The organism is Micromonospora sp. WMMD998 (assembly GCF_029581235.1).
In the GTDB taxonomy this organism is placed as follows: domain Bacteria; phylum Actinomycetota; class Actinomycetes; order Mycobacteriales; family Micromonosporaceae; genus Micromonospora.
The window spans coordinates 5,622,716-5,646,940 of sequence record NZ_CP120740.1 but is presented as its reverse complement, the minus strand read 5'-3'; the positions used below and the strand labels follow the sequence as shown (position 1 = coordinate 5,646,940).

Sequence of the window (24,225 nt, the reverse complement as noted above, 5' to 3'; positions counted from 1 at the left end):
CTGTCAGGATTGACCGCGTGGTGATCCGACGTGTACTGGCGCCCCGCATCGACTTCGGCGCGCTGCGCCGCGAGCTGGGACTGCCCGAGAACTTCCCGCCCGCGGCCCAGCGCGAGGCGGACAGGGCTGCCGCCGCGCCGCTGCCGGCCGTCGCCGACCGGACCGACATCCCGTTCGTCACCGTCGACCCGGCGACCTCCCGCGACCTCGACCAGGCCATGCACCTCAGCCGCCGTCCCGGTGGCGGCTACCGCGTGCGGTACGCGATAGCCGACGTGCTCACCCACGTACGCCCCGGCGGGGATCTTGAGGCGGAGACCTGGCGGCGCGGGCAGACCGTCTATCTGCCCGACGGCAACGTGCCGCTGCACCCGCACACGCTCAGCGAGGGCGCGGCCAGCCTGCTCCCCGACGTCGACCGGGCCGCCGTGCTCTGGACCATCGACCTGGACGCCGACGGCGGCGCCGTCGCGGTCAGCCTCGAACGAGCGCGGGTACGCAGCCGCGCCAAGCTCGACTACGGCGGCGTGCAACGCGACGCCGACGCCGGCCGCCTGCCCGAGCCGATCGCCCTGCTGCCCGAGATCGGCGCGCTGCTCACCGCCCGCGGGCTGGACCGGGGCGCGATCAACCTGCCGCTGCCCGAGCAGGACGTCGAACCCGACGGCGACGGGTGGCGGCTGGTGCTGCGCGGGCCCGCCGCGATGGAGGAACACAACGCTCAGATCTCGCTGCTGACCGGCATGGCCGCCGCCGACATCATGCTCGCCGGCGGGATCGGCCTGCTGCGGACGATGCCCCGGCCCAAACCGGAGGCGGTGCGGCGGCTGCGCCTGGCCGCCGACCCGCTCGGCGTGGCCTGGCCGGAGGGCACCCCGGTCGGGCGGGTGCTCGCCGGGCTGGACGCGTCGCAACCCCGAGCCGCCGCCTTCGTCGACCAGGCCGCCGAGCTGATGCGCGGCGCCGCGTACACCGCCTTCGACGGCGCGGCGCCCGAGCAGCCGGAGCACGGCGGGGTGGCCGCCGCGTACGCGCATGTCACGGCGCCGCTGCGCCGGCTCGCCGACAGGTACGCCACCGAGGTCTGCCTGGCCCTGCACGACGGCCGTGAGGTGCCCGCGCACCTCCGGGAGGCGTTGCCGAAGCTGCCGGAGGTGATGGCGACGACCGACCGGGTCGCCGGCGCGGCGACCCGGGGCGCGGTGGAACTGGCCGAGGCGGTGCTGCTGGCGCACCGGGTGGGGGAGACGTTCGAGGCGGCGGTGCTGGACGTGGACGAGCCGCGCCCGGCGGGCAACGGCCGCGCCGGTCGGCCGCCCGGCGGCACGGTCGCGTTGGACGAGCCGCCGGTGCGGGCCCGCTGCACCGGCGAGCTGCCGCTCGGCGAGCGCGTCCGGGTCCGGCTCACCGTCGCCGACCCGGCCGAGCGGAAGGTCGCCTTCGAGCGCGCCTGACCCGGCCGTCTCGCGCTCGCCGGCGCCTGAGCGGGGCCGGGCGCCAGCGGCCCGCGTGGCCTGGCGCGGGGATTCTCACAGCGCCTCGACGCGCCACGCCGGCCACGCTTTGCGAGGATGGCCGTATGGCTTACGACGCGACCACGCTGCCCGACATATCCGGGCTGACCATCGGCATCATCGGTGGCACCGGCGACCAGGGGCGGGGTCTCGCCTACCGGTTCGCCCGGGCCGGGCAGACCGTCCTGATCGGCTCCCGCGCCGCCGACCGGGCCGCCCAGGCCGCCGCCGAGATCGCCGCGTCGCCCGGCGTACCGGCCAACGCCACGGTCTCCGGCGCCGACAACGACGAGGTCGCCCGGCGCAGCGACGTGGTGATCGTCGCGGTGCCGTGGGACGGGCACGCCGCCACCGTCGCCGCGCTCGCCGGCCCGCTCGCCGGCAAGATCGTCGTGGACTGCGTCAACCCGCTCGGCTTCGACAAGCAGGGCCCGTACGCGCTGGCCGTGGCCGAGGGCAGCGCCGTGCAGCAGGCCGCCGCGCTGTTGCCCGACTCCCGGGTGTGCGCCGCGTTCAACCACGTCAGCGCGCCGCTGCTGGCCGACCCGGAGGTCGACCGGATCGACCTCGACGTGCTGATCTGCACCGAGGACCGGGATCTGATCGGCGTGGTCGCCGCGCTGGCCGCCCGGATTCCCGGCATGCGGGGCATCTACGCCGGCCGGCTGCGCAACGCCCACCAGATCGAGGCGTTCACCGCGAACCTGATCGCGATCAACAAGCGGTACAAGGCGCACGCCGGCATCCGGGTGACGGATCTCTGAGCGCCCCCGCCCCGCGGTTAGGCGGGGGCCCCGCTTAACCGTCCGGTGTTAAGCGGGGGCCCCGCCTCTACCGAAAGCGTTAAGCGGGGCCCCCTCCTTACCTCTCAGAAGGTGTGCTCGGGGGCGGGGAAGTCGCCGCCGCGCACCTCGTCGGCGAAGCGGCGGGTGGCGTCGGTGAGCGTGCCGGCCAGGTCGGCGTAGCGCTTGACGAAGCGCGGCGCCCGGCCGGCGCGCAACCCGGCCATGTCCTGCCAGACCAGCACCTGGCCGTCGGTGTCCGGCCCGGCGCCGATGCCGACGGTGGGGATGGGCAGCTCACCGGTGACCCGCTTGGCCACCTCGCCGGGCACCATCTCCAGCACCACCGCGAACGCGCCCGCCTCGGTCACCGCCCGGGCGTCGGCGAGCACCTCCTCGGCGGTGTCGCCGCGGCCCTGCACCCGGTAGCCGCCGAGGGTGTGCTCGCTCTGCGGGGTGAACCCGATGTGCGCCATCACCGGGATGCCGGCGCCGACGATCGCCTCGATCTGGGCGGCGCAGCGCCGGCCGCCCTCCAGCTTCACCGCGTGACAGCCGCCCTCCTTCATGAACCGCACCGCGGTACGCAGCGCCTGCGCCGGCCCCTCCTCGTACGAGCCGAACGGCAGGTCACCGACGATCAGCGAGTGCTTCGTGGCCCGCACCACGGCGCGGACCAGCGGCAGCAGCTCCTCGACGGTCACCGGCAGCGTGGTCTCGTAGCCGAAGACGTTGTTCGCCGCCGAGTCGCCGACCAGCAGCACCGGGATGCCCGCCTGGTCGAAGATCGAGGCGGTGTACTGGTCGTACGAGGTGAGCATCGCCCACCGCTCGCCACGCTCCTTGGCGGCGAGCAGGTCGCGGGTGCGGATCCGCCGGGTGGCCGGCCCGCCGTAGAGGGCGGTCACCTCGGTCGGGGTGGACTCCACCATGACAATCTCCTTCCTCGAGGCCGCGCGCGCGGTCCCCGGGTTCCCCGCGATCGTCGCACCGGGCGACCGGCCGCGGGCAGGTCGGAGTGGAGGAATTCACTCCCCGGCCGAGGTACGGTCAGCCGTCCTCGCGCCAACGGTTGGTGATCGGCAGCCGCCGGTCCCGCCCGAACGCCTTCATGGAGATCTTGGTGCCGGGCGCGGACTGCCGCCGCTTGTACTCGGCGGTATCCACCATCCGCAGCACCTTGTCGACGACCGCCGGGTCGTGGCCGGACTCGATCAGGCCGTCCCGGCCCAGGTCGCCGTCGACGTAGCCGATCAGGATCGGGTCGAGCACGTCGTAGTCGGGAAGCGTGTCGCTGTCGAGCTGGCCGGGGCTCAGCTCGGCCGACGGCGGCTTGCCGATCGAGTTCTCCGGGATCGGCGGGGTCTCGCCGCGCCGGGTGGCGTCCGCGTTGCGCCACTTCGCCAGCCGCCACACCAGCGTCTTCCACACGTCCTTGACCGGGTTGTAGCCGCCCACCGAGTCGCCGTAGAGCGTCGAGTAGCCCACCGCCAGCTCGCTCTTGTTGCCCGTGGTGAGCACCAGGTGGCCCTCCTGGTTCGACAGCGCCATGAGGATCACGCCGCGTACCCGGGCCTGGAGGTTCTCCACCGCCACGCCGGACAGCGACATGTTGGACAGGAACGTGTCGACCATCGGCTGGATCGGCTCGATCCGGTAGTCCAGGCCGGTGCGCTTGGCCAGTTCCTCGGCGTCGGTGCGGGAGTGCTCGGAGGAGTGCTGGCTGGGCATCGAGACGCCGACCACCCGCTGCGGGCCGAGCGCGTCCACCGCGAGGGCCGCCGCCACCGCCGAGTCGATGCCGCCGGAGAGGCCGAGCACCACCGAGGGGAAGCGGTTCTTGTCGACGTAGTCGCGCAGGCCCAGCACCAGCGCCTGCCACACCTCGGCCTCGTCGGCGACCGGCTCGATGATCCCGCCGGTGGCCGCCGGTCCGGCCGGCGCGGGCGGGATCGCCGGCACCTCGCGGCGGACCAGCCGCATCCCGTCGGCCAGGTCGGACGCGCCGCCGGTCGCCTCCGGCGCCGCCGGCAGCGTCACGTCGTGCACGAGCAGGTGCTCCACGAACTGCGGCGCGCGGGCCAGCAGCGTGCCGTCCGCGTCGACGATCAGCGAGTCGCCGTCGTAGACCAGCTCGTCCTGGCCGCCGACCATGTTCACGTACGCGACGGCGGCGCCCGCCTCGGCGGCGCGCCGGCGCACCAGCGGCAGCCGGGCGTCGTCCTTGTTCAGCTCGTACGGCGAGCCGTTGATGCTGAGCACGAGCCCGACGCCGGCCTGCCGGGCCACCGCGAACGGGCCCCCGGCCTGCCACAGGTCCTCGCAGATGGTCAGCGCCACGTCGACCCCGCCGAGACGCACCACGGTCAGCGTGTCGCCGGGGACGAAGTAGCGGTCCTCGTCGAACACTCCGTAGTTGGGCAGGTGGTGCTTGAAGTAGGTGGCCGCCACCTCGCCGCGGTGCAGCAGCGCGGCGGCGTTGCGGGCCCCCCGGCCCGGCTCGGCGTCGGCGCTGACCTGCGGCGGGCCGTCCGCGTCCAGGTAGCCGACAAGCACCGGCAGGTCACCGAGGCCGTCGCCGGCCAGGTCGGCGGCGAGCCGGTGCAGCGTCGCCCGGGACGCGGCGACGAAGGACCGGCGGAAGACCAGGTCCTCGACCGGATAGCCGGTCACCATCAGCTCGGGGAAGAGGACGAGCTGGGCGCCGGAGTCGGCCGCCTTGCGGGTCCACGCGCGGACCCGGTCGGCGTTGCCGGTGAGGTCGCCGACCGTCGGGTTGACCTGGCACAGAGCGAGACGCAGGGTGGGCATGTCCCCATCTTCCCCCAGCCGTCCCGGTCGAATCCGGCCGGTCGCGGGAGACTCCGGCCACTCGCGGCCGGCTGAGCGGCCGGCTGACCTGCCGGCTGAGCTGCCGGCTGACCGGTCGGCTGACCTGCCGGCGTCTCTGGGGGCGGGACACGGCAGGACGACCCGGCGGGGGAGGGCGTAACGTCGGCGTAACGAGCCCGGGGAAGACTGAGCGGTCAGCCGGGCCGACCCGACCGGTGGAAAACGTACATGTCACGAGGGGTGGCTGTGGACCGTCAGCAGGAGTTCGTCCTCCGTACGCTGGAGGAGCGGGACATCCGTTTCGTCCGGCTGTGGTTCACCGACGTGCTCGGTACGCTGAAGAGCGTCTCGGTGGCCCCGGCGGAGCTGGAGGCCGCCTTCGAGGAGGGCATCGGCTTCGACGGCTCCGCGATCGAGGGCTTCGCCCGGGTCTTCGAGTCGGACATGGTGGCCATGCCCGACCCGACCACGTTCCAGGTGTTCCCGTTCGAGGGCGGCGTCAGCGGCGAGAGCGCCCGGATGTTCTGCGACATCCTGCTGCCCGACGGCAGCCCCTCCTGGGCCGACCCGCGGCACGTGCTGCGCCGGATGCTCTCCCGGGCGGCCGACAAGGGCTTCACCTTCTACACCCACCCGGAGATCGAGTTCTTCCTGCTGGAAAACGGCCCGCAGGACGGTTCCGTGCCCACCCCGGTCGACACCGGCGGCTACTTCGAGCACACCACCCACGCGGTGGCGCGTGACTTCCGCCGCCAGGCGGTGCTGGCGCTGGAGCGGATCGGCATCTCGGTGGAGTTCAGCCACCACGAGGTCGCCCCCGGCCAGCAGGAGATCGACCTGCGCTACGCCGACGCCCTCACCACCGCCGACAACATCATGACGTTCCGGCACGTGGTGAAGGAGGTCGCGCTCTCCACCGGCGTGCAGGCCAGCTTCATGCCGAAGCCGTTCACCGACCAGCCGGGCAGCGGGATGCACACCCACCTGTCGCTGTTCGAGGGGGAGCGCAACGCCTTCCACGACGGCGGTGACCCGATGAAGCTGTCCAAGGTCGCCAAGTCGTTCATCGCCGGGCTGCTCACCCACGCCCGCGAATACACCGCGGTCACCAACCAGTGGGTCAACTCGTACAAGCGGCTGTTCCCGCAGGCGCTGCCGGACCGGATCACCGAGAGCCCGGCGTACGTCTGCTGGGGTCACCTCAACCGGTCCGCGCTGGTCCGCGTCCCCGCCTACGGCAAGCCGAACTCGGCCCGGGTCGAGGTCCGGTCGCTGGACTCGGCGACCAACCCCTACCTGGCGTTCGCGGTCATGCTCGGCGCCGGGCTGAAGGGCATCGAGGAGGGCTACGAGCTGCCCCCGGGCGCCGAGGACGACGTCTGGTCGCTGAGCAGCGCCGAGCGCCGCGCCATGGGCTACGAGGCGCTGCCGGAGAACCTGTCCGAGGCGATCGACGTGATGGCCGGCTCGGAGCTGGTCGCCGAGGTGCTCGGCGAGCACGTCTTCGACTTCTTCCTGCGCAACAAGCGGGCCGAGTGGGAGCAGTACCGCCGCGAGGTCACCCCCTACGAGCGGCAGCGCTACCTGTCGCTCTAGGCCACCGTGTCGTACCCCCGGTCTAGCGTCCGGGGAGTGAACCGCACGGACCGTCTCTACGCCCTGGTGGACGAGCTGCGCGCGGTGTCGCCGCGCCCGCGCAGCGCGCGCTGGCTGGCGCGGCGCTTCGAGGTCAGCACCCGCACCGTCGAGCGGGACATCACCGCTCTCCAGGGCGCCGGGGTGCCGATCTGGGCCGAGCCGGGCCGCACCGGCGGCTACGCGGTCGACCGGGCGCGCACGCTGCCGCCGGTCAACCTGACCCCGGCCGAGGCGGTGGCGATGGCCGTGGCGCTGCACCGGCTGGGCGGCTCCCCGTTCGCCCCGGCCGCCGGCGCCGCGCTGCGCAAGCTGGTCGCGGTGATGCCGCCCGCCGCGGTCGCCGAGGCGCACCGGCTCGCCGGCCGGGTGCACCTGGTCGGCGACGGGCCGGGCACGCCGGTCCCGGCCGCCGTCGCCGACGCGGTCGCCGCCGGGCGCGTGCTGCGCCTGCGGTACGCCGACCGCGACGGCGCGGATTCGCTGCGCGACGTGGAGCCGCTGGCCTACCTGGGCAACTCGACGCACTGGTATCTGGTCGCCTGGTGCCGGCTGCGGGACGGTCTCCGGTGCTTCCGCACCGACCGGATCCGCGCCGTGCACCCGTTGGCCGAGCCGGTGACCCGGGAGCTGCGCCCCGAGGACCTCGACCTCCCGGTCGACCGGGTGCGCCCGCTCAGTCTGGTCTGAAACCCGACAGCGCTTCCGTTTCCGATGGGGGAGGCTGGCGGGTCCGCCGTCCCTTGGGGAGGAACGCGCGTGCCCGACACGCTCAGTTACGCCGATGCCGTCCGCCTGCTCGGCGGCGACAAGAGCAAGGTCCTCGACTGGTTCGACAAGCTGACGGGCGGGGTGCTGGTGGCCGCGTCGGCGCCGGTGCCGGCGCTGCTCGGCGTCTTCGGCGCCAAGGCGGAGTTCGTCCGGCTCGGCCACGAGCTGGTGCGCGGCGTGTCCGAGAAGCGCTCCGGCCTGTCCCGGTACGGGCGGACGCAGCGGTTGGAGGCGGCGCACGCGGTGATCGCGGTGACCGCCTTCTTCGAGGCGCTGAACGCGGTCGGCCCGCCGATCGACCTCGGGAAGGCGGCGATCGACCGGGCCGACCAGTTGCTGCTGGCCGGCGCCCGGCAGGCCGGGAACGACCTTACCGCGGCGCTGTTCGCCACCACGGCGCCGACGCCCGGCCCGCACCTGCCGCAGCCGGCGCTGCGGTCGGCGCTCGTCGACTGGTACGGGTGGCTGGCCCACCGGCTCCTCGCCTTCCTTCGCGGGCTGGCGGCCGGCGACGCGCTCTCCGACCGGGGCTGGCGGGCCACCGAGCGGGCCCTCGCCGGTCTCCCCGACGCCGCCGTCGACAGGTACGTCGCCCTGCTGCACCGGCTCGCCGTCGACTTCCCCGAGGTGTCCTTCTGGGTCGGCCTGCACGAACACGAGGCCACCCGGGTCGAGGTCCGCCGGTTGTCACTGGGCCTGGCCGACCTGCACCGGACCCTGGCCGACCTGTCCACCGGATCGGCTCCGGACGGGCGGCGGGCCGGCCTCGCCGCCGCGTACACCGCCGACCTGGACCGACCGATCATCGCCTCGGGTGACGTGCCGGCCGGGCTGACCGTGCCGACGCTCGGCCAGGCGTACGTGCCGCCGCTGTGCCGGATCGCCGACCTGGGCGCGACCGCGCGGCCCAGCGACGAGAGCTGGTGGGACGGCCGGCCGCAGCGCGACGACCTCTGGCAGGCGCTCGTCGTCCACTTCACCTCGCTCGGTGCGGTCCGGGCCCCGTTGCTGGTGCTCGGGCAACCCGGCTCCGGCAAGTCGGTGCTCACCCGGATCGTCGCCGCCCGGTTGCCCGCCGCCGACTTCCTGGTGGTCCGGGTGGTGCTCCGCGACGTGTACGCGGCCGGCGACATCCAGGAGCAGATCGAGGAGGCGGTGCGCCAGGTCACCGGAGAACGGGGCGAGTGGCCGGTGCTGGCCCGCTCGGCCGGCGACGCGCTGCCGGTGGTGCTGCTCGACGGCTTCGACGAGCTGTTGCAGGCCACCGGCGTCAGCCAGACCGACTACCTGCGGCGGGTGGCCGCCTTCCAACGGCGGGAGGCCGACCAGGGCCGGCCGGTGGCGGTGGTGGTGACCAGCCGGACCACCGTGGCCGACCGCGCCCAGCCGCCACCCGGCACCGTCGCGGTGCGGCTGGAGCCGTTCGACGAGGCCCGCGTCGACGCCTGGGTGCGCACCTGGAACCGGGTCAACGCCGCGGCGTTCCGGGCACCTGGAGCCCGGCGGCTCGACCCGGCCACGGTGCTGTCGCACCGGGAGCTCGCCGAGCAGCCGCTGCTGCTGTTGATGCTTGCCCTCTACGACGCCGAGGGCCACGATCTGCGCCAGGCCGGCGAGCTGCGCCGCGGCGAGCTGTACGAGCGGCTGCTGCGCCGCTTCGCCCGGCGGGAGGTGGTCAAGCTACGCGACGGCCTGCCCGAGCCGGAGCTGGATCGGGCGGTCGAGGCGGAGCTGTGCCGGCTCGCCGTGGTGGCCTTCGCGATGTTCAACCGGGGCGTGCAGTGGGTGAGCGCCGCCGAGCTGGACGCCGACCTGGCCGCGCTGCCGTTCGGCGGGTCGCCGTCGGCGTCGGACCGACGGGACGGGCTGCGCGCGCCGCTGGCCGCCGCCGAGGTGGTGCTGGGCCGGTTCTTCTTCATCTACCGCGCCCGCGGCGGCGACGAGGCGCGACGCCGCGAGACGTACGAGTTCCTGCACGCCACGTTCGGCGAATACCTGGTGGCCCGGCTCACCGCGCAGGTGGTCGACGACCTGATCGCCCGGCAGCGGGCGGCAAGCCTCACGCTCACCGGCGAGCCGGTCGAGGACGACCTGCTGCACGCCCTGCTCTCGTACGCCGTGCTCAGCAGCCGGTCCACCGTGCTCGGCTTCGTCGAGGAGCGGCTGCGCGACTGGCGTGCCTGGGCCGACCTGCTGGTGCGGTTGTTCCGGGCCGCGCCCTACGCGACCGGTAGCCGCCGCTTCGACGACTACCGTCCCCGTCGCCTGCGGGAGCCCGCCCGGTGCGCCGCCTACACCGCCAACCTGGTGCTGCTGATCCTGGTGGCGGCGAGGGAGGCCGTCGGGCGGACGCTGTTTCCGGAGGATCCGGTGGCCGAGTGGCGGGCCCAGGTGGGGTTGTGGCGCTCCCAGCTCGCGCCGGAGGAGTGGCAGAGCCTCAGCGACCTGCTGGCGTTGGACCGGCTCGGCGCGTGGCCGGACCGGGACGTGCGGCTGCGGCTGGGGGACCGGCTCGCGGTGCCGCCGAACGCCGACCCGCTCTGGGCGCTCGGCGCGCCGCGCACGGCGTACGCCAACGGCCTCGGCCTGTCGGCCGAGATGCTGACCCGGGTCCGTCGCGCCGCCCACCTCGCCTGTGACGTCGACGGGGCGGTGTCGGCCGGTGCGCTGGAGCCGATGTTCGACAAGCTCGCCACGGCACTCGCCATGGTCGTCGGCTTGAGTTCGGGCGGCTCGTCGACCGCCGCCCACGTGTTGCTCGAGGCGTGGCTGCTGCCGTTGCGTGCGGCGACGCAGGAGGAACGACGGCGGGTGTACCTGCGGTGTGTGTTCCTGGCCGAGCACGGTAGGGACGTGGTCCCCGACTGGGACCGGGTCGCCTTCCTCCGCCTGTTGCTCGACCGGGTGGCCTCCGACGACGGGGCGTCCGCCGAGGTGGTGGCCGACGTGGTGGACGCCGTGCACCTGCTCGACCTGCCCGACTCCCAAGTGATCCCGTCGGCGATGATGCGCTGTGTGTACCGGGTCCTCGGCGCGGACCGGCGGGTCGACCAGCGGCTCGCCGCGGTCGTCGAGGCAGTGGCGAAGTCGCCCCTGGGGCTGCACGACTCCCCGACTGACGAGGCCGTCGCGGATGTGGTCGTTCGGCTGTACGAGACGGGCGTGGCGACGGTGCCGGTCCGGGCGGCGATTCTCAACGAGTTGGTCCACCGGTACGGCGAGCGGCGGCCCGACCTGGTGCGCCGGTTGGTTCCGCTGGTCAAGGATCCGGAGAAGCTGACGCCGAAACTCCGACAGGACGCTGTCGCGGACCTGCCCGACGCTGGATCCTGACGACGCCGGCCAGCCGGCCGGCGCGATGAGGAGGCAGCATGTCCAGCACGCCCGTGACCTGGTTCGAGATCGGCTCCGACCGGCCGGACGAGGCGCAGCGGTTCTACGCCGACCTGTTCGGCTGGAGCTTCGAGGAGCAGGGTGGCCCGGGCCGGTCGTACCGGCAGACGACGGCGGACGGTGAGCGGGGGATCGGCGGCGCGATCCGGGGCACCGACTCCGCCGCCGACAACTACGCGATCTTCTACGCCCAGGTGGCGGACGTGGCGGAGAGCTGCCGGCAGGCCGAGAAGGTCGGCGGCACGGTGGTGGCGTCGCCGGTGACCACCCCGACCGGCCTGACCCACGCCCGGCTGCGCGACCCGTCCGGCAACCTGCTCGGCGTCTTCACCCCGCCGGCCGGGGGCTGAGCGTGCTTCGGGTGCGGTTGTCGTCGCCCTGGCAACGACAACCGCACCCAAACCTCAGCTCGTTGAGGTCCGTCGGCGGACGGGCGGTGTTAAGCGGGGCCCCGCCTATACCGGAGGCGTTAAGCGGGGCCCCCGCCTTCTGAGCGAGGGTGGCCCCGCCGGGGCCGGCCTGGAGGGAGATGCGGCCGGCGAGGGGTGACGGGGCCACCGGGTCACTTACCGCCCTGGCCGGGCGCGTCGTCCTGACCGGCGGTGCCGTCCTGACCGGCGGTGCCGGGCTTGCCGTGCGGGCCGTGCCAGCCGCGGTGGCCGGGACCGCCCGCGCCGCCCGGGCCGGGGAACACGCCGGCCTCGACGGCCTTGAGCACGGCGTCGGCCTGCTCCTGGGTCAGCTTGCCGTCCTCGACGGCCTGGTCCAGCCGCTCCTTCAGGGCGGCCTGCCGGTCCTCCGTCGACGGCGGCTTCGGCCGCTCCGGCCGGTCGGCCTGCCGCTGGTCGCGCAGCTTCTCCAGCGCGGCGGTGACCTTGTCGGCCGGTACGCCAAGCTCCTTGGCGAGCGCGTCGGCGAACTCGGACTGCCGGTCGGCGCGGCGGTCACCCTGGTCGGCGCTGGCGCTCGGGCTGTTGTCGTCGGCGAGCGCCACCGTCGGGGCGGCGATTCCGGCGCTGAGCACTCCGGCGGCGGCCAAGCCGACCAGCAGACGCTTCCGTGTCGTGCGGATCATGCGGGTCTCCTTCGCGGTGGTGGTGCGATGACGTCACCGACAGTGACCGCCGGAGCTGGGGGCAACCCGTGGCGAACCTGTCAGCGAGCTGGCAATCCGCGCCCCGGACCGGGACAAATGCGGTTGCGCGCTCACCTCGACGATGGGAAGGCTGGGCGGATTCCCGACGAGAGGCCACTCCATGACACAGCAGCCCGTCATCCGCGAGGTCGCGCTCACCGGGCCGGGCTCCGGCCCGTACTCGATCACGGTCGGACCGGACGGCGCGCTCTGGCTGACGTTGGCCGGCTCCGGCGGCGTCGCCCGGCTGGGCCGCGACGGCGACGTACGGACCTACCGCACCGACCCGCCGGAGAGCCGGCCCCTGATCATCACCACCGGCCCCGACGGCGCGCTCTGGTACACCCGCTCCGGCGACCACCGGCTCGGCCGGATCACCGTCGACGGCGAGAGCAGTTCGGTGGCGCTGCCGCCCGGCTGCGCCCCGTGCGGCCTGGCCGCCGGCCCCGACGGCGCGCTCTGGTACGCCGGCATGGGGGACGACACGGTCGGTCGGGTGACCGTCGACGGAACGGTCAGCACGTTCCCGTTGCCGGTGGCCAAGGGCTTCCCGTCGATGCTGACCGCCGGCCCGGACGACGCGCTCTGGCTCACGCTCAACCAGGCGAACGCGATCGCCCGGGTGGGGCTGGACGGCTCGGTGACGCTGCACCCGCTGCCCACCGACGCCGCCGGGCCGGTCGGCATCACCCGGGGCGGCGACGGCGCGCTCTGGTTCGTCGAGATCGCCGCCGGGCAGCTCGGCCGGATCACCCCGGATGGGCGCGTCGACGAGTTCCCGCTGCCGGACCGGGCGGCCCGCCCGCACGCGATCGTCGCCGACCCGGCCGGCGGTTGCTGGTTCACCGAGTGGGCCGCCAACCGCGTCGCCCACGTCGACCCGGACGGCACGTTCACCCATTACCCGCTGCCCAGTCCGCACTCCGAACCCCACGGCCTGACACGCACCCCGGACGGCGCGGTCTGGACCGCCCTGGAAACCGGCGCGGTGGCCCACCTCACCCCGCCCGCCTGACGTCAGCGGACGGCGGGGGTCACCGTCAGGGTGGCTGTGGTGGTGTCCAGGGTGGCCCGGGTGTTCACCGGGACGGTGAGCTGGTCGGGGCCGTGACCGATCGGCAGGCCGCCCAGGACCGGCACGCCGAGGTCGCCCAGGCGGTCGGTGAGCACGTCCACCACCGTCGTGTCCCAGCCGTCGGCGCACTCGGTGAACTGCCCGACCGCCACCCCGGCCACGCCGGCCAGCGCGCCGCAGCGACGCAAGTGGGTCAGCATCCGGTCGACCTTGTAGGGCGGCTCCTGCACCTCCTCGACAAGCAGGATCGCCCCCGTCAGGTCGGGCATGTCCGGAGTGCCGATCGACGCGGTGACCAGGCACAGGTTGCCGCCGATCAGCCGGCCCTCGGCCCGGCCGGGCACCCGCACCGGGTACGTCTCCTCCGCCTCGACCGCCGTCACGGTCACCGGCGCGGTGGTCATCAGCGCGGCGTGCAGCGACTCGGCCGAGCGGAGCGGGGTGCGCTCGTCCCGCCAGGCGGCCCCGGGACCGTGCACCCCGGCCAGCCGGGCGCCCCGCCAGAGCGCGAACTGCAACGCGGTGATGTCGGAGAAGCCGGCCACCACCTTCGGGTCACGGCGCACCGCCGCCATGTCGATCGCGTCGACCACCCGCTGCGCGCCGTACCCGCCCCGGGTGCAGATCACCCCGCGGATCTCCGGGTCGGCGAACGCGAGGTTCAGGTCGTCGGCCCGCTGCGCGTCGTCGCCGGCCAGATAACCCCGCCGGGCGTACGCGTGGGGCGCGGGCACCGGGCGCAGGCCCCAACCGGTGAGCAGCTCCATGCCGCGGGCCACCCGCTCGGGACGGGTCGGCCCGGAGGGCGACACCAGCATCACCGCGTCGCCGGGACGCAGGGCCGGTGGGCGCAGGCAGTCGTCGGTGGGCACGTCCGCGAGCCTAGTGCCGCCGAGCCGCGCCGCCCGCGTTCGGGCGTACCGGCTAGCCTCGACGTCGTGGCGACCGCGCTGGTGATCGAGAACGACCCGACCGACGACCTCCGCCGCCTCGGCGAGTGGCTCACCGAGGGGGGCCTGGAGCTGCGCGTCCTGCGCCCGCACGCGGGCGATCCGCTCCCCGCCGACCTGGAGGGGTACGCCGCGCTCGTGGTGCTCGGCGGCGAACAGCAGGCCCACCCGCTGGCCGACGGCAGCCCCGGCGCGCCCTGGTTCCCGGCGGTGGAGGGGTTGCTGCGCAAGGCCGTCCGCGGGCGGGTGCCCACGCTGGCGATCTGCCTGGGCGCGCAACTGCTCGCCACCGCGCACGCCGGTCAGGTCGAGCGCAGCCCGTCCGGGCCGGAGGTCGGGCCGACCGTGGTGGGCCGGCGCGACGCCGCCGAGACCGACCCACTGTTCCGCTACGTTCCGCTGATGCCCGACGTGCTCCAGTGGCACGCCGACGAGATCACCGAGTTGCCGCACGGCGCGACGCTGCTGGCCGCGTCCACCCGCCATCCGCACCAGGCGTTCCGCCTCGGGGATCGGGCGTGGGGGCTCCAGTTCCACATCGAGTGCGACACCGCGATGGTCGCCGACTGGTCCCGCGACTCCGCGATGCTGGCCGAGCTGGGCTACGACCCGGAGCTGGTGGTGGCCGCGTGCGACCGGGCGATGGCCGACGTCGAGGAGGCATGGCAACCGTTCGCGATCCGGTTCGCCGCGCTCGCGCTCGGCGAGCTGGGCGACGACAACCCGCGCCGCAGCCTGCCGCTGCTCGGGGCCTGAGGTGACCCGGCCGACCCACGGGCGCCTGGCCCGCTACGGTTTCGCCGAGGGCGCCGGCGGGGCGCGCGCGGTCGACCTGGTCGGCCCGGACGGGCTCGCCCTGTGGCGGCCGGACACCCAGGAACCGGCCGACGACCACGCCGCCGAGCTGCTCACCGCGCTGTCCCGGGCCGCCGACCCGGACCTGGCGCTGCGCCAACTGCACCGGCTCGTCGAGGCCGAGCGGCGGTTCGGCGACGAGACGGCGGTCCGCGACGCCCTGGCCGCCGACCCCGGCCTGCGCCGCCGCCTGGTCGCGGTGCTCGGCGCCTCCTCGGCGCTCGGTGACCACCTGGTGGCGAACCCCGGGCAGTGGGCGGTGCTGGCCACCGAGCCGGACGGGCTCGCCCCGACCGCGGACGGCCGGCTCGACCTGACCGCCGCCGCGAAGCTGACCACGCTCACCGGCGCGGTCCCGCTGCTGCGGCACGCGTACCGGCTGGCGTTGCTGCGGATCGCGGCGGCCGACCTGACCGGCGGGCGTTGCCTGGAACAGACCATGGCGGCGCTGTCCCGGCTCGCCGACGCCACCATGGCCACCGCCTACGACATCGCCGTCGACGAACTGCCCGAGGGCACGGCCCCGCCCCGGCTGGCGGTGGTGGCGATGGGCAAGTGCGGCGGCGACGAACTCAACTACGTCTCCGACGTGGACGTCATCTTCGTCGCCGCCGGTGACGACGACCTGACCGCCGCCACCCAGGTCGCCACCCGGCTGATCGGTGTGTGCGGGCTGGTCGCCTGGCCGGTCGACGCCGCGCTGCGCCCGGAGGGCAACCGGGGCCCGCTGGTCCGGACCCTCGCCAGCCACCTGGCCTACTACCGCCGCTGGGCCCGCACCTGGGAGTTCCAGGCGCTGCTCAAGGCCCGTCCGGCAGCCGGGGACCCGGAGCTGGCCCGGGAGTGGATCGACGCGCTCGCCCCGCTGGTCTGGACCGCCGCCGAACGCCCGGAGGCGGTCTCCGACGTCCGGTCCATGCGCCGCAAGATCCTCGACAACGTCCCGCCGAGGGAGCTGGAACGCGAGATCAAGCGCGGTCCGGGCGGGCTGCGCGACATCGAGTTCGCCGTCCAACTGCTTCAGCTCGTACACGGCCGCGGCGACGAGTCGCTGCGCGTGCCGGGCACCGTGCCGGCGCTGCGCGCCCTGGTCGCCGGCGGCTACGTCGGCCGCGCCGACGGCGAGGCGCTGCTGCGCGGCTACCGCTTCCTGCGCGCCGTCGAGCACCGGCTCCAGCTCCAGGGCCTGCGCCGCACCCACACCGTGCCGACCGAGCCGGCCGCGCTGCGGTGGCTCGCCGCCGCGCTCGGCTACGTGGCCACCCCCGGCCGCAGCGCCGTGGAGGAGTTCCGCGCCGAGTGGGTCACCCACGCCACCGAGGTACGCCGGCTGCACGCCAAGCTGCTCTACCGGCCGCTGCTGGAATCGGTGGCCCGGGTGCCGGCCGAGGGTCTGCGGCTGACCCCCGAGGCGGCCCGGCACCGCCTGGAGGTGCTCGGCTTCGCCGACCCGGCCGGGGCGCTGCGACACCTCCAGGCGCTCACCGGCGGCGTCAGCCGCACCGCCGCGATCCAGCGCACGCTGCTGCCGGTGCTGCTCGACGAGTTCGCCGACGCCCCCGAGCCGGACCGCGGGCTGCTCAACTACCGGAAGGTCTCCGACAAGCTGGGCAGCACCCCGTGGTACCTGCGCCTGCTGCGCGACTCCGGCCCGGTGGCGCGCCGGCTGGCCCGGGTGCTCTCCTCCTCCCGCTACGCCGCCGACCTGCTGGCCCGGGAGCCCGAGGCGCTGCGGCTGCTGGCCGAGGACACCGAGCTGACCCCGCCCCGCCGGGAGACGCTCGTCGAGGGGTTCGTCGCCGCGGCGGCCCGGCACGACGACCCGGTCGAGGCCACCCGCGCGGTCCGCGCGCTGCGCCGCCGGGAACTGGTCCGGATCGCCGCCGCCGACGTGCTCAGCCGCGCCGGGTCGCTCGCCCCGCTCACCCCGCGCCCGACCGGCGGCGGGGAACGCCGGCCCACCATGGTGGACGTGAGCGCCGTCGGCACCGCCCTCTCCCACGTCACCGACGCCACCCTGACCGCCGCGCTGTGCGCCGCCCGGGCCGCCCAGCCCGGCCCGCCGGGGCTGCGCTTCGCCGTGATCGGCATGGGCCGCCTCGGCGGCTACGAGTCCAACTACCTCTCCGACGCCGACGTGCTCTTCGTCTACGACCCGCCGCCCGGGGTGGAGGAGAGCGCGGCCAGCGCCGCCGCGCACGCGATCGCCGAGGAGCTGCGCCGGCTGCTCTCCGCGCCCGCCCCCGACCCGCCGCTCGGTGTCGACGCCGACCTGCGCCCCGAGGGCCGGCAGGGGCCGCTGGTCCGCAGCCTGGCCGCGTACGCCCAGTACTACGCGCGCTGGTCGCGGGTGTGGGAGGCGCAGGCGCTGCTGCGGGCCCGGTTCGTCTGCGGCGACGCCGAGCTGGGCGCCGAGTTCGAGGCGATGATCGCACCGGTGCGCTACCCGGCCGACGGGCTGACCCGCGAACAGGTGGTGGAGATCCGCCGGATCAAGGCGCGGGTGGAGACCGAGCGGCTGCCCCGGGGCGCCGACCCGGCCACCCACACCAAGCTGGGCCGGGGCGGGCTCGCCGACGTGGAGTGGGCGGTGCAGCTCCTCCAGCTCCGGCACGCCGGCCGGCTGCCCGCGCTGCGCGGCACCCGTACGCTCGACGCCCTGGCCGCCGCCCGCGACGCCGGCCTGCTCGACCCCGACGACGCGGCCGAGCTGGCCGCCGGCTGGACGCTCGCCGCCCAGGTCCGCGACGCGCTGATGCTGGTGCGGGGCCGGGCCGGTGACCAACTGCCCCGGCACGGGGTGGAGCTGGCCGGCGTGGTGCGCCTGCTCGGCCACGAGGACCCGGGCGAGTTCCTCGACGACTATCTGCGCACCGCCCGGCACTCCCGCACCGTCGTCCAGCGCATCCTCGAAGCCCCCCTGTAAGGCGGGGGCCCCGCTTAACGCCTGCGGTATAGCAGGGGCCCCCGCTTAACACCGCCGGGGGCGGTCAACTGGTGAGGGTGTAGGTGCCGGGGCGGGGGACCGTGACCGTGAGCCAGTCGCCGTCGGGGGAGAGTGTGGCGCCGCCGGTGACGGTCAGCCAGCGGTCGTGGCGGACCCGGATCGGGACCGGGCCGGGAGCGGACGCGCGGAACGTGACCGAGGCGCCGTCCTGCCGGACCAGTTCGCCGGGGGCACCGACCAACGGGGTGGGCGCGGCGACCGCGTACAGCCGCCAGTGCCGGTCCGACCAGACCTCGGTCAGGTACGGCTGACCGGCGGCCACCAGCTCCGCCTCCGGCCGCCCCACCCAGGACAGCTCGGCGTCGGGCACGGCGACGTACTGCACCGCGTTGTCGAGCAGCCAGGCCCGGTAGCTGTCGGCGGTCAGCGGGACGCCGGTGCCGGGCGCGCCGGGCACGGTGGTGAAGAACAGCGGGTTGCGGTCGATGTCGGCCTGACGCAGCCAGCCCCGGGCCAACGGCACCTCGCCGAGGCGGGCCGCCTCCCAGTAGTTGCGGGTCGGCGGCACCTCCACCCGCCCGGTGAGGCCGCGCCGGCCCAGCTCGGCGCGCAGCGGCGCGAAGTACGCCGGGTCGGCCGTCGGATCGCCGGCGCTGCGCAGGTCCGCCGTGACCACCGGCGGCTGCCACCAGCACACCACCGCCAGCAGCGCGGCCAGCGTGACCACCCCGACGCCCCGCCGAAACCGCCCCGCGAGCCGGCCGGCGTCGAGCCATGCGGGGGGCGTGGCGGCGGCGGCCAGCACCGGCAGCGCGAACATCACCACCAGGCGGGTGGCGTTCAAGCCGACCGGGGTGGGCAGCAGCGCCGCCGCCAGCACCCCGGCCGCCGAGAGCAGCGCGCCCACCCGCACCGGCCGGTACGCCACGAGCGCCGCCACCAGCAGGCTCGTCACCACGGCGTGGACCGTGTCGGCCCGGCTGATGTTCATCCAACCGCCCTCGCCGAACAGCAGCCCGGTCACGGCGAGGGGCGCGGCGGCCGGCACGGCGAGCAGCAGGCCGTCGGCCCACCGGCGGGTGAGCAACAGCGCGACACCGGCGAGCCCGACGAACAGCCCGGCCACCGGACTGGCCGCCGAGGCGAGCAGCGCGGCCACGCCGACCGCCCCGGCCCGCAACAGACCGACCCGGCCGGCCGCCCCGATACGCAACAGACCGACCCGGCCGGCCGCCCCGACACGCAGCGGGCCGGCCGAGCTGGCGGACGGCAGGCCGGCCGAGCCGGCGGACGGCGGGCTGGCCGAGGCGGCGGACGGCGGGCCGGCCGAGGCGGCGGACAGTGGATCGGCCGCGCCGACCGCCCAGGCCCGCGTCGTGCGGGCGGGCAGGGTGAGGGCGAGCAGCGCGGCCAGGCCGAACGCGACGCCGAGGGCGTAGGTGACCCGGCCGGAGACCAGGTTGCCGGCGATCGTGACCACCCCGACCAGGCTGCCGAGCAGGGGCCGGGGCACCCGGAGGCGGACCAGCAGCGCCGCGAACGCGGTGGCCGAGGCGAGCAGCGCGAGCGCGCCGGTGGGGCGTACCCCGAGCAGCGCCATCAGCGGCGGGGAGACGAGGCTGTAACCCCACGGGTGCACCCCGCCGTACCAGCGCAGGTCGACCAGGGCCGGCCCGTGCGCGGCGAAGAAACCGGCGCGGGCGACCTGGGCGGACAGGTCCGAGCCGGTGGCCGGCAGGATCAGGTACAGCGCGGCGAGGACGAGCGCCGACGCGGCCGAGACCACCACCACCCGACCGCCCCGCATGCCCACCTCCTGATCGCGGACCACCGTACTGGCAGCATGGCGAATGTGTCTCACCACCTCTCGCGCTGGACCGGCCTGGCGGGCTCGGTGCTGCTCGCCGTGGCCGCGTACCTCGGCGGCGCCCTGCCCGACGGCGACCTGCGCCCCACCCCGGTCAGTATCTGGCAGGGCCCGGACGGGCCGCTGATCATCGCGTTGTGGCTGGTCGGCACCGCGTTGCTGGCCTGGGCGTGGTGGTCGCTGCGGGACCGGATCCCGTCCAGCCGGTGGGTGCTCGTCACGGTCGCGATCTGGCTGCTGCCGATGCTCGTCGCGCCGCCGCTCGGTAGCCGGGACGTGTACGCGTACGCCTGTCAGGGTGCCAGCTTCTCGGCCGGGCTCAACCCGTACGAGCAGGGCGTGTCGGCGCTGCCCTGCCCGTGGTTGGACACCATCTCGTACATCTGGCGGGACACCCCGGCGCCGTACGGTCCGTTGTTCGTGCTGCTCGCCGGCGCGGTGGTCAAGGCCACCGGGTCGCTGTGGGGCGCCGTCGCGTTGTTCCGGCTGCTCGCCCTGGCCGGGGTGGCGCTGACCGCCTGGGCGCTGCCGGCGCTGGCCCGCCGCTGCGGGGTGCCGCCGGAGCGGGCGCTCTGGCTGGCGCTGGCCAGCCCGCTGGTGCCGGTGCACCTGGCCTCTGGGGCGCACAACGACGCGATGATGGTCGGCCTGCTCGTCGCCGGGCTGGCCGTGGTGGCGTCCCGACCGGGCCGGCCGGGTCCGCTGCTCGCCGGTGGGCTGCTGCTCGGCCTGGCCGCCAGCATCAAGGTCACCGCGTTCGTGGTGGTGCCGTTCGCGGCGCTGGCCGCGGTCGTCGGGCCGTACCGGGTCCGGGCGCTGATCCGCGACGGCGGGTGGGTGGTCGGCGGCGCGCTGGCCGCGCTGGCCGCCGTGACCCTGGCCGCGGGTCTCGGCCTCGGCTTCGTCAGCGGCCTGGAGCAGGGCGGGCTGGTGGTGGCCTGGACCTCGCCGCCGACCGCGGTCGGGCAGACCGTCGGTTATCTGCTGGCGCCGTTCGGGGTGCACGTCGACGCGCTGCCGGCGACCCGGGCGATCGGCATGGTGGTGCTTGTCGTGCTGCTGATCTGGCTCTGGTTCCGGGCGTGGCGCCGGGGCGAGCCGTTCTGGCACGCGGCGCTGGCGCTTGTCGCCACGGTCGCGCTCGCCCCGCTGTTCCACCCGTGGTACTGGCTCTGGCCGCTGGCGGTGCTGGCCGCCACCGCCCGCCGGACCGGTTGGTTCGCGATCGTCACCCTGGTGTCGGCGTTTCTGGTGCTGGCCGACGGGACCGGTCTGCCCCGTTTCACCAAGATGCCCGGCGCGCCGTTGATGACGCTGTTCGTGATCGTGCTGGTCGTCCGGTTGGTACGGTCGGCTCGCAAGGTGCGGGAGCCGGTGGGGGCGGACTGAGGAGTGTGCCGGTGGGCGAGCCCGACGCGCCGGTCCGACCGGTCGCCGCCGACCTCGCCCGGTACGCCGGTCTCGCCGGTGCGGCCCTGCTCACCGCCGCCGGCTGGCTCGGCGGGGCCCGGCCCGACGCCCCGCCCCGGACCACGCTCGCCGGTCTCTGGCAGGCCCCACACGGGCCGGTGACGCTCGGCTGCTGGCTGGTGGGGACGGTGCTGCTGGTGGGCGCCTGGTGGTCGCTGCGCTGGGGCGCCCCGTCGAGCCGGTGGGCGTACCTGACCGCCGGGCTCTGGGCGCTGCCGCTGCTGGCCGCGCCGCCGTTGGGCAGCCGCGACGTCTACTCGTACGTCTGCCAGGGCTGGACCTGGACGGAGGGTGCCAGCCCGTACCGGGTGGGGGTCGCCGCGGCCGGCTGCCCGTGGACCGACTCGGTGTCGCCGATCTGGCGGGACACCCCGGCGCCGTACGGGCCGTTCTTCGTCCTGCTGGCCGGCCTGGCGGTGCTCGCCGGCGGTGGCCTGGTCGGGGCGATCGTGCTGCTCCGGGTGGTCGCGGTGGCCGGGGTGCTGCTCGTCGCGTCCTGCCTGCCCGGCCTGGCCCGGGCCGCCGGGGTGCCGGCCCGGCGGGCGGTGTGGCTGGTGCTGGCCTGCCCGCTCGTCGGCGTGCACCTGGTGGCCGGCGCGCACAACGACGCGCTGGCGCTCGGCCTGATGCTGGCCGGGCTGCTGGTCCTGGTCGGGCGACCGGGCCGGCTCCGCGCGCTGCCGGTGGCCGGGGTGCTGCTGGGCCTGGCGGTCGCGGTGAAGGCGACCGCCGTGGTGGTGCTCCCGTTCGCGGCGCTCGCCGCCGTGCCCGGCCGTCACACCTGGCGGGCCCTGGTACGCGACGGTGGCCGGCTGGCCGCGGTGGTGCTCGGCACGTTGCTCGTCGTCTCGCTCGCCACCGGCCTCGGCGTGGGCTGGGTGGCCGGGCTCGGCCACAGCGCCGACTCCCAGCAGTGGACGTCGCCGCCGACCGCTGTCGGTTTCGTGGTCGACTACGTCGGTGGGCTGGCCGGTCGTCACCCGCACGCGGTGCCGGTGACCCGGGCGGTCGGGCTGGTGCTGCTGGTCGGGGTGCTGGTGGCGCTCTGGTGGCGGGCGTGGACCGCGCTGCGCCGGCGCGACGACGCCGGCCCGGGGACGGCCCGTCCGGCGGAGACGGCCCGGATCCGGGTGGCGCTGCTCGGCGCCGGCCTGGCGCTGGCCGCCACCGTGCTGCTCGCCCCGGTCTTCCACCCGTGGTACGCGATCTGGCCGCTGGCGCTGCTCGCGGTGGTGGTGACGCCGCCGGCCCGGACGGTCTGGTTCGTGGCGCCCTGCGTGGTGGCGTCGGTGCTCACGCTGCCGGACGGCACCAACCTGGCCCGGTTCACCAAGGCGCCCGGCGCGGTGCTGATGACCGCGCTCGTGGTGACCGTCCTGGTGGCAGGCGTCCGGGCCGGGCTGCGCCGCCGGAAGGTGGCGTGATCCCGGGGGGCGACGGAACGGCCGGGCCGGCCCCGCCAATCGCGGAGCCGGCCCGGCCGGTGCTGACGAGCGTGCTCAGCAGTCGTAGTACATGGCGAACTCGTGCGGGGTCGGGCGCAGGCGCACCGGGTCGACCTCGTTGGCCCGCTTCCAGTCGACCCAGGTGGAGATCAGGTCCGGCGTGAACACGCCGCCGTCGAGCAGGTAGTCGTGGTCGGCCTCGAGCGAGTCGAGCACGGCCGGCAGCGAGCCGGGGACCTGCTTGACGTCGCCCCACTCCTCCGGGGGCAGGTCGTAGAGGTCCTTGTCGATCGGGGCCGGCGGCTCGATCTTGCTCTTGATGCCGTCGAGGCCGGCCATCATCATCGCGGAGAAGGCGAGGTAGACGTTGGCCGACGGGTCCGGCACGCGGAACTCGACGCGCTTGGCCTTGGGGTTGCTGCCGGTGACCGGGATGCGGGTGCAGGCGGAGCGGTTGCGCTGGGAGTAGACCAGGTTGACCGGTGCCTCGAAGCCGGGCACGAGTCGCCGGTAGGAGTTGACCGTGGGGTTGGTGAAGGCGAGCAGCGACGGCGCGTGGTGCAGGAGGCCGCCGATGTACCAGCGGGCGGTGTCGGACAGGCCGGCGTAGCCGGTCTCGTCGTAGAACAGCGGCTCGCCGTTCAGCCAGAGGCTCTGGTGGGTGTGCATGCCGGAGCCGTTGTCACCGAACAGCGGCTTGGGCATGAACGTGGCGGTCTTGCCCTTGGCCCACGCCTCGTTCTTCACGATGTACTTGAAGAGCTGGAGCTGGTCACCGGCGTGCAGCAGGGTGGAGAACTTGTAGTTGATCTCCGCCTGGCCGGCGGTGCCGACCTCGTGGTGCGAGCGCTCCACGGTGAAGCCGGTGTCGACGAGCCGGCGCACGATCGAGTCGCGCAGGTCGGCGTAGTGGTCGACCGGGGGGACCGGGAAGTAGCCGCCCTTGTAGGCGGTCTTGTAGCCGCGGTTGCCGCCGTCTTCCTCGCGGCCGGTGTTCCAGGCGCCCTCGATCGAGTCGATGTAGTAGAACGACTGGTTGGCGGAGGTTTCGTGGCGGATGGAGTCGAAGATGTAGAACTCCGCCTCGGCGCCGAAGTAGGCGGTGTCGGCGATGCCGCTGGCGGCGAGGTAGGCCTCGGCCTTCTTGGCCACGTTGCGGGGGTCGCGGGAGTAGGCCTCGCGGGTGAACGGGTCGTGGATGAAGAAGTTCAGCGCGAGGGTCTTCTGCGCGCGGAACGGGTCGATGAAGGCGGTGGCGACGTCCGGGAGCAGGAGCATGTCCGACTCGTGGATCGCCTGGAAGCCGCGGATCGACGAGCCGTCGAACGCGAGGCCGTCGGTGAAGAGGTCGTCGTTGACGGACTCGACCGGGATGTTGAAGTGCTGCATGACCCCGGGCAGGTCACAGAAGCGTACGTCGACGAACTTCACGTCCTCGTTGCTGAGGTATCGCAGGAGTTCCTCGGGATTGGCGAACACACGTCCTCCTGGCAGGTCCACTCCGGTGGCTGACTTTTGGCGACGCTATGGCCGGGCGGTTGCCCGGGGGTGTCC

The 24,225-nt window shown here is 74.8% G+C and carries 17 protein-coding genes; 11 read left to right on the top strand and 6 right to left on the bottom strand.

From position 1 onward, the window contains the following. Positions 1 to 17: 17 nt before the first annotated feature. Both O7619_RS25345 and npdG read left to right on the top strand, forming a co-directional pair. Positions 18 to 1,454 (top strand): RNB domain-containing ribonuclease, encoded by a 1,437-nt coding sequence (locus tag O7619_RS25345; RefSeq protein WP_282283824.1) that lies wholly within the window; start codon positions 18 to 20, stop codon positions 1,452 to 1,454. Between the two features lie 125 nt (positions 1,455 to 1,579). Further along, positions 1,580 to 2,278: an NADPH-dependent F420 reductase gene (gene npdG / locus O7619_RS25340; RefSeq protein ID WP_282283823.1), complete on the top strand. Its 699-nt coding sequence runs from the start codon at positions 1,580 to 1,582 to the stop codon at positions 2,276 to 2,278. Positions 2,279 to 2,382: 104 nt separating this feature from the next. Here the strand turns inward: npdG and panB are convergent, their stop codons facing one another. Both panB and O7619_RS25330 read right to left on the bottom strand, forming a co-directional pair. Then, a complete protein-coding gene (panB, locus tag O7619_RS25335) occupies positions 2,383 to 3,228 on the bottom strand; it encodes a 3-methyl-2-oxobutanoate hydroxymethyltransferase (protein ID WP_282283822.1) in 846 nt (281 codons plus the stop codon). 118 nt (positions 3,229 to 3,346) lie between these two features. Further along, complete coding sequence (locus O7619_RS25330) at positions 3,347 to 5,107, bottom strand: NAD+ synthase (protein ID WP_282283821.1); 1,761 nt, start codon at positions 5,105 to 5,107, stop codon at positions 3,347 to 3,349. Positions 5,108 to 5,374: 267 nt separating this feature from the next. On the opposite strand from O7619_RS25330, the gene glnA (O7619_RS25325) reads away from it, so the two are divergent. The 4 genes from glnA (O7619_RS25325) (at position 5,375) to O7619_RS25310 (ending at position 11,277) form a co-directional block, all read left to right on the top strand. After that, on the top strand, positions 5,375 to 6,724 hold the full coding sequence (gene glnA / locus O7619_RS25325; protein ID WP_282283820.1) for a type I glutamate--ammonia ligase: 1,350 nt from the start codon (positions 5,375 to 5,377) through the stop codon (positions 6,722 to 6,724). 36 nt (positions 6,725 to 6,760) lie between these two features. After that, positions 6,761 to 7,453, top strand: coding sequence for a WYL domain-containing protein (locus tag O7619_RS25320; protein ID WP_282283818.1), 693 nt, complete (start codon positions 6,761 to 6,763; stop codon positions 7,451 to 7,453). Positions 7,454 to 7,522: 69 nt separating this feature from the next. Then, positions 7,523 to 10,867, top strand: coding sequence for an AAA family ATPase (locus O7619_RS25315; protein ID WP_282283817.1), 3,345 nt, complete (start codon positions 7,523 to 7,525; stop codon positions 10,865 to 10,867). A gap of 38 nt (positions 10,868 to 10,905) precedes the next feature. Then, positions 10,906 to 11,277, top strand: coding sequence for a VOC family protein (locus O7619_RS25310; RefSeq protein ID WP_282283816.1), 372 nt, complete (start codon positions 10,906 to 10,908; stop codon positions 11,275 to 11,277). Positions 11,278 to 11,489: 212 nt separating this feature from the next. On the opposite strand, the gene O7619_RS25305 is transcribed toward O7619_RS25310, so the two are convergent. Then, positions 11,490 to 12,002, bottom strand: a complete 513-nt coding sequence (locus O7619_RS25305) for a hypothetical protein (RefSeq protein WP_282283815.1) — start codon at positions 12,000 to 12,002, stop codon at positions 11,490 to 11,492. A 181-nt stretch (positions 12,003 to 12,183) separates the two neighbouring features. On the opposite strand from O7619_RS25305, the gene O7619_RS25300 reads away from it, so the two are divergent. Then, entirely contained in the window at positions 12,184 to 13,077 is an 894-nt protein-coding gene (locus tag O7619_RS25300; RefSeq protein ID WP_282283814.1) for a virginiamycin B lyase, read from the top strand. A gap of 2 nt (positions 13,078 to 13,079) precedes the next feature. Here the strand turns inward: O7619_RS25300 and O7619_RS25295 are convergent, their stop codons facing one another. Beyond that, positions 13,080 to 14,009, bottom strand: coding sequence for an LD-carboxypeptidase (locus O7619_RS25295; protein ID WP_282283812.1), 930 nt, complete (start codon positions 14,007 to 14,009; stop codon positions 13,080 to 13,082). A 66-nt stretch (positions 14,010 to 14,075) separates the two neighbouring features. On the opposite strand from O7619_RS25295, the gene O7619_RS25290 reads away from it, so the two are divergent. Beyond that, the gene (locus O7619_RS25290; RefSeq protein ID WP_282283811.1) at positions 14,076 to 14,843 is read left to right on the top strand and encodes a type 1 glutamine amidotransferase; all 768 of its coding nucleotides are present in this window, start codon (positions 14,076 to 14,078) and stop codon (positions 14,841 to 14,843) included. Position 14,844: 1 nt separating this feature from the next. Then, positions 14,845 to 17,868, top strand: a complete 3,024-nt coding sequence (locus O7619_RS25285) for a bifunctional [glutamine synthetase] adenylyltransferase/[glutamine synthetase]-adenylyl-L-tyrosine phosphorylase (RefSeq protein WP_282283810.1) — start codon at positions 14,845 to 14,847, stop codon at positions 17,866 to 17,868. Positions 17,869 to 17,932: 64 nt separating this feature from the next. Here O7619_RS25285 and O7619_RS25280 read toward each other — a convergent pair whose 3' ends face one another. Continuing rightward, positions 17,933 to 19,696 (bottom strand): hypothetical protein, encoded by a 1,764-nt coding sequence (locus tag O7619_RS25280; RefSeq protein WP_282283809.1) that lies wholly within the window; start codon positions 19,694 to 19,696, stop codon positions 17,933 to 17,935. Positions 19,697 to 19,708: 12 nt separating this feature from the next. Here O7619_RS25280 and mptB (O7619_RS25275) point away from each other — a divergent pair, with 12 nt between their 5' ends. Together mptB (O7619_RS25275) and mptB (O7619_RS25270) are read left to right on the top strand one after the other, a co-directional pair. Further along, a complete protein-coding gene (gene mptB, locus O7619_RS25275) occupies positions 19,709 to 21,145 on the top strand; it encodes a polyprenol phosphomannose-dependent alpha 1,6 mannosyltransferase MptB (RefSeq protein WP_282288942.1) in 1,437 nt (478 codons plus the stop codon). A gap of 11 nt (positions 21,146 to 21,156) precedes the next feature. Next, positions 21,157 to 22,650 (top strand): polyprenol phosphomannose-dependent alpha 1,6 mannosyltransferase MptB, encoded by a 1,494-nt coding sequence (gene mptB, locus O7619_RS25270; protein WP_282283808.1) that lies wholly within the window; start codon positions 21,157 to 21,159, stop codon positions 22,648 to 22,650. Positions 22,651 to 22,725: 75 nt separating this feature from the next. Here the strand turns inward: mptB (O7619_RS25270) and glnA (O7619_RS25265) are convergent, their stop codons facing one another. Next, the gene (gene glnA, locus O7619_RS25265) at positions 22,726 to 24,150 is read right to left on the bottom strand and encodes a type I glutamate--ammonia ligase (protein WP_282283807.1); all 1,425 of its coding nucleotides are present in this window, start codon (positions 24,148 to 24,150) and stop codon (positions 22,726 to 22,728) included. Positions 24,151 to 24,225: the final 75 nt, after the last annotated feature.